The following is a 9,594-nucleotide window of genomic DNA, read 5'->3' on the forward strand; positions in this document are numbered from 1 at the left end:
GCTCCCCCGAACGGGGGAGCCGGGCCGTCGGCGTTCACGCGGGTGCGGTCAGCCGCCGAGCTGGATGCCGGCCATCCGCTTCCACTCGTACTGGCCGGTCTTGACCTTGAGGCCCAGCTCGCCCTCGAAGTCGTCGTGCAGGGTCAGCCCGGCCAGCTCCGCGGCCCGGCGGCCGACGGCGTAGCTGGGGGCCACCTGGTCGCCCCAGGCGCCGTCCGCGCCGACCACGACGATGCGCGTGGCCACGGCGCCGACGTACTCGACGACCGCGTCGGCGCTGCCGCCGTGCTGCTGGGCGAAGCTGGTCAGGTGCTTGGCGATGCGCTTGGCGCGGCGCTCGGTACGGGCGTCCGGCGCGGCGGCGGTGGCGGTCTCTGCGCTCATGCCCGCATGCTACCCACCGGTAGACGCCCTGGCGACGGGAGCACCCTGTGCACCGGGACACATACTCGGAACATGACGTTCAAAGGCTGGCCGGCCGAGGCCCTCGACTTCTACGAGCACCTGGAGGCCGACAACTCGAAGTCCTTCTGGCAGGCCCACAAGGACCAGTACGAGCAGGCCGTCCGCGCGCCCATGGAGCTGCTGCTGGCCGAGCTGGAGCCGGAGTTCGGGCCGGGGAAGATCTTCCGCCCGAACCGCGACATCCGGTTCAGCGCCGACAAGTCCCCGTACAAGACCCACATCGGCGCGCACCTGGAGAGCGGCGGCTACATCCAGCTCTCCGCCGACGGGCTGGCCTGCGGGAACGGCATGTACCAGCTCGCCCCGGACCAGCTGGAGCGCTACCGCGCCGCCGTCGCCGAGGACGTCACCGGTGCCGAGCTGGAGCGGGTGATCGCGCGGGTCGAGCAGGCCGGGCCGCGGGTGCACGGCCGGGACTCGCTCAAGTCGACCCCGCGCGGCTTCCCCAAGGACCATCCGAGGATCGGGCTGCTCCGCCACAAGGGCCTGGTGGCCTGGCAGGAGTGGGCGCCCGCGAAGTGGCTCGGCACCCGGGCGGCCCGCACCCGGATCACCGGCTTCCTGCGCGCCTCCCAGCCGCTGCGGGACTGGCTGGACGATCACGTCGGTCCGTCGGAGCTGCCCGCCCGCTGAGACGGTTCGAGAACTCGAAACCGGCCCCCGGACGCCAAGGAGCTCCGGTCCACCGGACGCCAAGAAGCCCCGGCCCCCGGACGCGAAGGAGCCCCGGTCCACCGGACCGGGGCTCCCTGCGTCAGCCGTTGCGTCAACCGCTACTTGACGAACGGGTCGATCGCGCACACCACGAACAGCAGCGACAGGTAGGTGATCGACCAGTGGAACAGCCGCATCTCCTTCAGCTTCGCGCCCACGACACCGGCCTTCGCCCGCCCGTACAGCGCGTGCGCCTCGCGCAGCCACGCCGCGCCCAGGACCACCGCGGCGACGGGGTACAGCCAGCTCATGTGCCCGAGCGGCCACACCGCCAGCGAGGTCGCCACCATCACCCAGGAGTAGGCGACGACCTGCTTGCCGACCGCCACGTTGCCCTTGATCACCGGCAGCATCGGCACGCCCGCGCGCAGGTAGTCGTCGCGCACCTTCATCGACAGCACCCAGGTGTGCGGCGGCGTCCAGAAGAACACCACCAGGAAGAGCGCCACCGCCGCCCAGGACACCGAGTTCGTGACCGAGGACCAGCCGACCAGCACCGGCATGCAGCCGGCGATGCCGCCCCAGACGATGTTCTGGGAGGTGCGCCGCTTGAGGCCCAGCGTGTAGACGAACACGTAGAACAGCAGGGCTCCGAGCGCCAGCCCGGCGGAGAGCCAGTTGACGCCGAAGCCCAGCAGCAGCGTCGACACGACCGCCAGCACGACGCCGAACACCAGCGCCTCGCGCGGCGACACCATCCCGGTGACGATCGGCCGCCGCTCGGTGCGGGACATCAGCGCGTCGATGTCCCGGTCGATGTACATGTTGAGGGCGTTGGCGCCGCCCGCGGACAGGAAGCCGCCGACCACGACCTTCAGCACCAGCAGCATGTCCGGAACACCCTGCTGCGCCAGGAACATCACCGGCACGGTGCTCATCAGCAGCAGCTCGATGATCCGAGGCTTGGTCAGTGCGACGAAGGCGCCGACACGGGCCCCGATGGGCCGGTGCGCAGGAGTCGCCCCGGTGACCCCGGCGGGACGGGTTTCGACGGCGGTCACTAACACCCCAACTGAAGATGAATCCTCGCAGGCGGCCACAGGAACGATGGGTCCCGAATCGTCCGCTCTGCGCGTACCACGCCACCATAGACGCTCCATATATCCCATCCGGCTCCGGGGTCCCCCGGCGAGGCGGATCGCACACCCCTGAGTGAACCGGCTGAGTGAACCGGCTGGGTGATGCCACGAACCGCTTCCGGCGTGTCCGCGCGACCCGCCCCGGCCGCCCGAGCGGCGCGGCCCGGCAAATCGGGAGAGGCTGGGACAAAATCAGTCAGAACGCCCTAGTGGGAATCACCATGCGGAAATCCCGGTTGTCTCGGCACGGAGGGTGAGCCCCGGGCCGGACGGTAGGCTCGCACGTAGAAGCGGGATCTACCCTCCGTGACCGGCACCATCCTCAGTCGGGACCACAGCGCCGTGGCCGACCCGGTCCCCATTCACGGGGTCACTCTTCACAATGGAAGGAGCCCTGAGACAGGGTGAGCACTGCGCCGACGAACGCATTCGAGTGGACCGAACTGGACGAGCGCACGGTTGACACGGCGCGCGTCCTGGCCATGGACGCTGTCCAGAAGGTCGGCAACGGACACCCGGGGACGGCCATGTCGCTGGCCCCCGCGGCGTACCTGATCTTCCAGCGCTTCCTGCGCCACGACCCGACCGACCCGGCCTGGGCCGGCCGGGACCGCTTCGTCCTCTCCCCCGGGCACACCAGCCTGACGCTCTACACCCAGCTCTACTTCTCCGGCTACGGTCTGGAACTGGACGACCTCAAGGCCTTCCGCGTGGCCGGCAGCCGCACCCCCGGCCACCCGGAGCACGGCCACACCGCCGGTGTCGAGACCACCACCGGTCCGCTCGGCCAGGGCATCGCCAACGCGGTCGGCATGGCGATGGCCGCCCGCTACGAGCGCGGCCTGTTCGACCCGGACGCCCCGGCCGGCGAGTCCCCCTTCGACCACACCATCTGGGCCATCGTCTCCGACGGCGACCTGGAGGAGGGCATCTCCGCCGAGGCCTCCTCGCTGGCCGGCCACCAGAAGCTGGGCAACCTGGTCGCCCTGTACGACGACAACCACATCTCGATCGAGGGCGACACCGACACCGCCTTCTCCGAGGACGTCCTCAAGCGCTACGAGGCCTACGGCTGGCACGTCCAGCGGGTCGCCCCGAAGGCCAACGGCGACATCGACGTCGAGGCCCTCGCCCAGGCACTGGCCGCCGCGAAGGCCGAGACCTCCCGCCCGTCGATGATCGCGATGCGCACGATCATCGCCTGGCCGGCCCCGGACGCCCAGAACACCGCCAAGGCGCACGGCTCCGCGCTCGGCGCCGCCGAGATCGCCGCCACCAAGAAGGTCCTGGGCTTCGACCCGGAGAAGACCTTCGAGGTCAGCGAGCCGGTCATCGAGCACGCCCGCAAGGTCATCAAGCGCGGCAAGGCCGCCCGCGACCAGTGGGAGAAGTCCTTCGCCGCCTGGCGCGCCGCCAACCCGCAGCGTTCCGCCGAGTTCGACCGCATCCAGGCCGGCGAGCTGCCCGAGGGCTGGAAGAAGGCCGTCCCGTCCTTCCCGGCCGGCAAGGACGTCGCCACCCGCAAGGCCTCCGGCGAGACCCTCAAGGCGCTCGGCGCGGTGATCCCGGAGCTGTGGGGCGGCTCGGCCGACCTCGCCGAGTCCAACCTCACCACCATCGACGAGGACAGCTCCTTCCTCCCCGAGGGCAACCCGCTGAAGTCCGCCAGCCCGTACGGCCGGACGATCCACTTCGGCATCCGCGAGCACGCCATGGGCTCGACCATGAACGGCATCGCGCTGCACGGGCGGACCCGCGTCTACGGCGGCACCTTCCTGGTCTTCGCCGACTACATGCGCCCGGCGGTGCGCCTGGCCGCGCTGATGAAGCTGCCGGTCACCTACGTCTGGACGCACGACTCGATCGGCCTCGGCGAGGACGGCCCGACCCACCAGCCGGTCGAGCACCTGGCCGCGCTGCGCGCCATCCCGGGTCTGGCCATGGTCCGCCCGGCGGACGCCAACGAGACCGCCGTCGCCTGGCGCACGATCATCGAGCGCCAGACCACCCACCCGGGCCCGGTCGGCCTGGCGCTCACCCGCCAGAACGTCCCGACCTTCGACCGCGAGGTCTTCGCCTCCGCCGAGGGCACCGCGAAGGGCGGCTACATCCTGGCCGAGGCCTCCAACGGCGACCCCCAGCTGATCCTGATGGGCACCGGCTCCGAGGTCCAGCTGGCCGTCCAGGCCCGCGAGGTCCTGGAGGCCGAGGGCATCGCCACCCGCGTGGTCTCCCTCCCGTCCTTCGAGTGGTTCCAGGAGCAGGACCAGGCCTACCGCGACAGCGTGCTGCCGCCGTCCGTCAAGGCCCGCGTCTCGGTCGAGGCCGGGATCGCCCAGGGCTGGCGCGAGCTGGTCGGCGACCACGGCCGGATCGTCTCGCTGGAGCACTTCGGCGCCTCCGCCGACTACAAGGTGCTCTTCGAGGAGTTCGGTCTGACCGCCGAGCGGGTGGTCGCCGAGGCGCACAACACCCTGCGCGCCCTCGAAGCCGTCAACCGCTGATTCCGCTCCGGCCGCGTACCTCGCCCGCACGCGGGTACGCGGCCCCTCTGACTACCCCACGAAGCAGAAGAAGGACTGAAGCACCATGACTGACGCACTGAAGCGCCTCAGCGACGAAGGCGTTGCGATCTGGCTGGACGACCTCAGCCGCAAGCGGCTGAACTCCGGCAACCTGGCCGAGCTGGTGCAGAACAAGCACGTGGTGGGTGTCACCACCAACCCGACCATCTTCCAGAAGGCCATCGCCGGCAGCGGCGACACCTCCTACGACGGCCAGCTGCGCGACCTCGCGGTCCGCAAGGTCACCACCGAGGAGGCGGTCCGCATGATCACCACCTCCGACGTGCGCGACGCCGCCGACGTGCTGCGCCCGGTCTACGACGCCTCCAACGGCCGCGACGGCCGGGTCTCCATCGAGGTCGACCCGCGCCTGGCGCATGCAACCGCCCCGACCGTGGCCGAGGCCAAGCAGCTGTGGTGGCTGGTCGACCGCCCGAACGTCTTCATCAAGATCCCCGCCACCGAGGCCGGCCTGCCCGCCATCAGCGAGGTCATCGGCCTGGGCATCAGCGTCAACGTCACGCTGATCTTCTCGCTGGACCGCTACAAGGCCGTCATGGACGCCTACCTGACCGGTCTGGAGACCGCCAAGGCCAAGGGCCTGGACCTCTCCCAGATCGAGTCGGTCGCCTCCTTCTTCGTGTCCCGCGTGGACACCGAGATCGACAAGCGCCTGGACAAGGTCGGCGGCGACGCCAAGAACCTGCGCTCCAAGGCCGCCCTGGCCAACGCCCGCCTCGCCTACCAGGCGTACGAGGAGGTCTTCGGCAGCGTCGACGGCAAGACCGACGGCAACGCCCGCTGGAAGGCCCTGGAGGCCGCCGGCGCCAAGCCGCAGCGCCCGCTCTGGGCGTCCACCGGCGTCAAGGACCCGGCCCTGCCGGACACCCTGTACGTCACCGAGCTGGTCGCCCCCGGCACCGTGAACACGATGCCCGAGGCCACCCTGGACGCCACCGGCGACCACGGCGTCGTCACCGGCAACACCATCGTCCCCAACTACGCCGACGCCAAGGCCGTCCTGGACGCCGTCGCGGCCGCGGGCGTGGACTACGACGACGTGGTCAAGGTCCTGGAGGACGAGGGCGTGCAGAAGTTCGAGCAGTCCTGGCAGGAGCTGCTCGACACCGTCACCGCCTCGCTGGCCTCCTTCGCCACCGAGAAGTGACCCCTGCTCACACAGCCAGCGCACGAAAGCGGAGCACACCGAAGTGAGCAACGATTTTCCTGAGTTGACGTCAGACTCGGACGCGGACGACCTCCCGGCCACCCCCGTCAACCCGCTTCGTGACCCCTCCGACCGGCGGCTCCCGCGCATCGCGGGGCCGTCCGGCCTGGTCATCTTCGGGGTCACCGGCGATCTGTCCCGCAAGAAGCTGATGCCGGCCATCTACGACCTCGCGAACCGGGGTCTGCTGCCGCCGGGCTTCTCGCTCGTCGGCTTCGCCCGCCGCGAGTGGGACGACGAGGACTTCGCCAAGGAGGTCCACGACGCCGTCCGGGACCACGCCCGCACCCCGTTCCGGGAGGAGGTCTGGCAGCAGCTCGCCAAGGGCATGCGCTTCGTCCACGGCACCTTCGACGACGACGACGCCTTCGACAAGCTCCGCCAGACCATCGAGGAACTCGACAAGGCCCAGGGCACCGGCGGCAACTTCGCCTTCTACCTGTCCGTCCCGCCGAAGTTCTTCCCGACCGTCGTCCAGCAGCTCAAGAAGCACGGCCTGGCCGACCCGCCGCAGGGCTCGTGGCGCCGCGCCGTCATCGAGAAGCCCTTCGGCCACGACCTGGAGAGCGCCCAGGAGCTCAACAAGGTCGTCCACGAGGTCTTCCCCCGTGACGAGGTCTTCCGGATCGACCACTACCTGGGCAAGGAGACGGTCCAGAACATCCTGGCGCTGCGCTTCGCCAACCAGATGTTCGAGCCGATCTGGAACCGCTCGTACGTCGACCACGTGCAGATCACCATGGCCGAGGACATCGGCATCGGCGGCCGGGCCGGCTACTACGACGGCATCGGTTCCGCCCGGGACGTCATCCAGAACCACCTGCTCCAGCTGATGGCGCTCACCGCCATCGAGGAGCCGGCGTCCTTCCACCCCAAGGCGCTGGTCGCCGAGAAGCTCAAGGTGCTCAGCGCCGTCAAGCTCCCGGCCGACCTGGGCCGGCACACCGTGCGCGGCCAGTACGCGGCGGGCTGGCAGGGCGGCGAGGAGGTCGTCGGCTACCTGGACGAGGACGGCATCGACCCCGAATCCAAGACCGACACCTACGCGGCCATCAAGCTGGAGATCAACAACCGCCGCTGGGCGGGCGTCCCGTTCTACCTGCGCACCGGCAAGCGGCTGGGCCGCCGGGTCACCGAGATCGCGGTGGTCTTCCAGCGCGCCCCGTACCTGCCGTTCGACTCCTACGCGACCGAGGAGCTGGGGCAGAACGCCCTGGTCATCCGGGTCCAGCCGGACGAGGGCGTGACGGTGCGGTTCGGTTCCAAGGTGCCGGGCACCTCCTTCGAGGTCCGGGACGTCACGATGGACTTCGCCTACGGCGAGTCCTTCACCGAGTCCAGCCCGGAGGCGTACGAGCGGCTCATCCTCGACGTGCTGCTCGGCGACGCCAACCTGTTCCCGCGCCACCAGGAGGTCGAGCTCTCCTGGCAGATCCTCGACCCGATCGAGAAGTACTGGGACGCCCACGGCAAGCCTGCCCAGTACGCGGCGGGCACCTGGGGCCCCGCCGAGGCGGACGAGATGCTCGCACGAGACGGCAGGAGCTGGCGCCGGCCATGAAGATCGACCTCACCAACACCACCTCCAGCAAGATCAACGCGGCGCTGATGGAGGCCCGCCGGGCCAGCGGCTCCACCGCTGCCGGCATGGTGCTCACCCTGGTGATCGTGACCGACGAGGGCAGCGCCTACGACGCCCTCAAGGCCGCCAACGAGGCCTCCCGCGAGCACCCGATGCGCACCCTCGCGGTGATCAAGCGCGCCGGGCGCTCGCCCCGGGCCCGTGCCGAGACCCGTCTGGACGCCGAGGTCCTGGTCGGCACGGACGCCGGCTCCGGCGAAACGGTCATCCTGCGCATGCACGGCGAACTCGCCTCGCACGCCCAGTCCGTGGTCCTGCCGCTGCTGCTGCCGGACGCGCCGACCGTCGTCTGGTGGCCGGAGAACGCTCCGCTGCACCCGGCGCAGGACCCGCTGGGCGCGCTCGCCCAGCGCCGGATCACCGACGCGGTCACCGCCGAGTCCCCGGTCGACCAGCTCGCGCAGCGGGCCGAGAGCTACACCCCGGGCGACACCGACCTGGCCTGGACCCGGCTCACCGGCTGGCGCTCCATGCTCGCCGCCGCGCTGGACCAGCGGCCGTCCCGGATCCTCTCCGCGGTGGTCGAGGGCGAGTCCTACAACCCCAGCGTCGAACTGCTCGGCCTGTGGCTGCTCAACCGGCTGCACGTGCCGGTCGAGCGGACGGTCACGGCCGGCCCGGGCATCACCGCGGTGCACCTGCGCACCAAGGACGGGGACATCACCCTGGACCGCCCGGACGGCCTGATGGGCACGCTCTCGATGCCCGGTTCGCCGGACCGCCAGGTGGCGCTCAAGCGGCGCGAGACCTCGGAGCTGATCGCCGAGGAACTGCGCCGCCTCGACCCGGACGACATCTACTCGACGGCCGTGCGCACGCCCGTCGAGCGGCTGCGCGAGCCGTCCGAGGCCGAGACGGCGGCCGCCGAGCAGATCGCCCAGGCGGTCGAGGCCGCGGTGGCCGAGCCGGACGGGGCGCCGGCCGACGCGGAGAAGAAGCCCGCCGCCCGGAAGACCGCGGCCAAGCGCTCCACCTCCAAGGACGGCGCATGACCAACGCGACCCCGCAGCTGGTCGTCCACCGCGACAAGGAGCTGATGGCCCAGGCGGCCGCGGCCCGGCTGATCACCCGGATCGTGGACGCCCAGGCCGCCCGCGGCACCGCCTCGGTGGTGCTGACCGGCGGCCGCAACGGCAACGCCCTGCTGGCCGCGATCGCCGCCTCCCCGGCGCGCGACGCGGTCGACTGGGGCCGGCTGGACCTCTGGTGGGGCGACGAGCGCTTCGTGCCTGCCGCCGACCCGGACCGCAACGCCGTCCAGGCCCGCGCCGAGCTGCTGGACTCCGTCCCGCTCGACCCGGCGCGGGTGCACGAGATGCCCGCCTCGGACGGCGTGGACGGCTCGGACCTGGAGACCGCGGCCGCCCGCTACGCCGAGGAACTGGCCCGGGCCGCCGGACCGGGCGAGCGCAGCGGTGTCCCGGCCTTCGACGTGCTGCTGCTCGGCGTCGGCCCGGACACCCACGTCGCCTCGCTGTTCCCCGAGCACCCGGGCGTGCGGGAGACCGAGCTGACGGTGGTCGGCGTGCGCGGGGCCCCCAAGCCCCCGCCGACCCGGATCTCGCTCACCCTCCCGGCGATCCGGGCGGCCCGGGAGGTCTGGCTGCTGGCCGCGGGCGAGGACAAGGCGGGCGCGGTCGCGCTGGCCCTGTCCGGCCCCGGCGAGCTCCAGGCGCCCGCCTCCGGCGCGTACGGCCGCAGCCGCACCCTGTGGCTGCTGGACCGCGCCGCCGCGGAGCGGATCCCGCCGCAGCTGTACCCGCCGGCCTCCGCGTGAGGGCCGCGAGCACCCCTGGGCGCGAGGACCCGTAGAAAAGGCAGGGGCGGCACCGTCACTCGACCGTGGCGCCCCTTCTCGTCGGAGGCCACGGCGTGCGGCCCGCCGATCGGAAGAGCGGCGTG

General features: G+C 71.4%; 8 protein-coding genes. 6 read left to right on the forward strand and 2 right to left on the reverse strand.

Annotation, left to right across the window (positions count from 1 at the left end):
* Nucleotides 1-48: 48 nt before the first annotated feature.
* Complete coding sequence (locus tag ABT247_RS28325; RefSeq protein ID WP_350747864.1) at nucleotides 49-384, reverse strand: hypothetical protein; 336 nt, start codon at nucleotides 382-384, stop codon at nucleotides 49-51.
* A gap of 72 nt (nucleotides 385-456) precedes the next feature.
* Between ABT247_RS28325 and ABT247_RS28330 the strand changes: the two genes are divergently transcribed.
* On the forward strand, nucleotides 457-1,098 hold the full coding sequence (locus ABT247_RS28330) for a DUF2461 domain-containing protein (RefSeq protein WP_350747867.1): 642 nt from the start codon (nucleotides 457-459) through the stop codon (nucleotides 1,096-1,098).
* Between the two features lie 140 nt (nucleotides 1,099-1,238).
* Here the strand turns inward: ABT247_RS28330 and ABT247_RS28335 are convergent, their stop codons facing one another.
* Nucleotides 1,239-2,186, reverse strand: coding sequence for a heme o synthase (locus ABT247_RS28335; RefSeq protein ID WP_350747870.1), 948 nt, complete (start codon nucleotides 2,184-2,186; stop codon nucleotides 1,239-1,241).
* 476 nt (nucleotides 2,187-2,662) lie between these two features.
* On the opposite strand from ABT247_RS28335, the gene tkt reads away from it, so the two are divergent.
* The 5 genes from tkt to pgl all read left to right on the forward strand — a co-directional run bounded on the left by tkt (nucleotide 2,663) and on the right by pgl (nucleotide 9,469).
* Complete coding sequence (gene tkt, locus ABT247_RS28340) at nucleotides 2,663-4,762, forward strand: transketolase (protein ID WP_350747873.1); 2,100 nt, start codon at nucleotides 2,663-2,665, stop codon at nucleotides 4,760-4,762.
* An 85-nt stretch (nucleotides 4,763-4,847) separates the two neighbouring features.
* Nucleotides 4,848-5,990, forward strand: coding sequence for a transaldolase (gene tal, locus ABT247_RS28345; protein WP_350747876.1), 1,143 nt, complete (start codon nucleotides 4,848-4,850; stop codon nucleotides 5,988-5,990).
* A 64-nt stretch (nucleotides 5,991-6,054) separates the two neighbouring features.
* The gene (gene zwf, locus ABT247_RS28350) at nucleotides 6,055-7,611 is read left to right on the forward strand and encodes a glucose-6-phosphate dehydrogenase (RefSeq protein WP_350747879.1); all 1,557 of its coding nucleotides are present in this window, start codon (nucleotides 6,055-6,057) and stop codon (nucleotides 7,609-7,611) included.
* Complete coding sequence (gene opcA, locus ABT247_RS28355) at nucleotides 7,608-8,684, forward strand: glucose-6-phosphate dehydrogenase assembly protein OpcA (protein ID WP_350747882.1); 1,077 nt, start codon at nucleotides 7,608-7,610, stop codon at nucleotides 8,682-8,684. Before zwf ends, opcA begins: the two co-directional genes overlap by 4 nt.
* Nucleotides 8,681-9,469 (forward strand): 6-phosphogluconolactonase, encoded by a 789-nt coding sequence (gene pgl / locus ABT247_RS28360; RefSeq protein WP_350747884.1) that lies wholly within the window; start codon nucleotides 8,681-8,683, stop codon nucleotides 9,467-9,469. Before opcA ends, pgl begins: the two co-directional genes overlap by 4 nt.
* The last annotated feature ends 125 nt before the right edge of the window (nucleotides 9,470-9,594 follow it).

This window comes from Kitasatospora sp. NPDC001539, assembly GCF_040298565.1.
Classification (GTDB): domain Bacteria; phylum Actinomycetota; class Actinomycetes; order Streptomycetales; family Streptomycetaceae; genus Kitasatospora.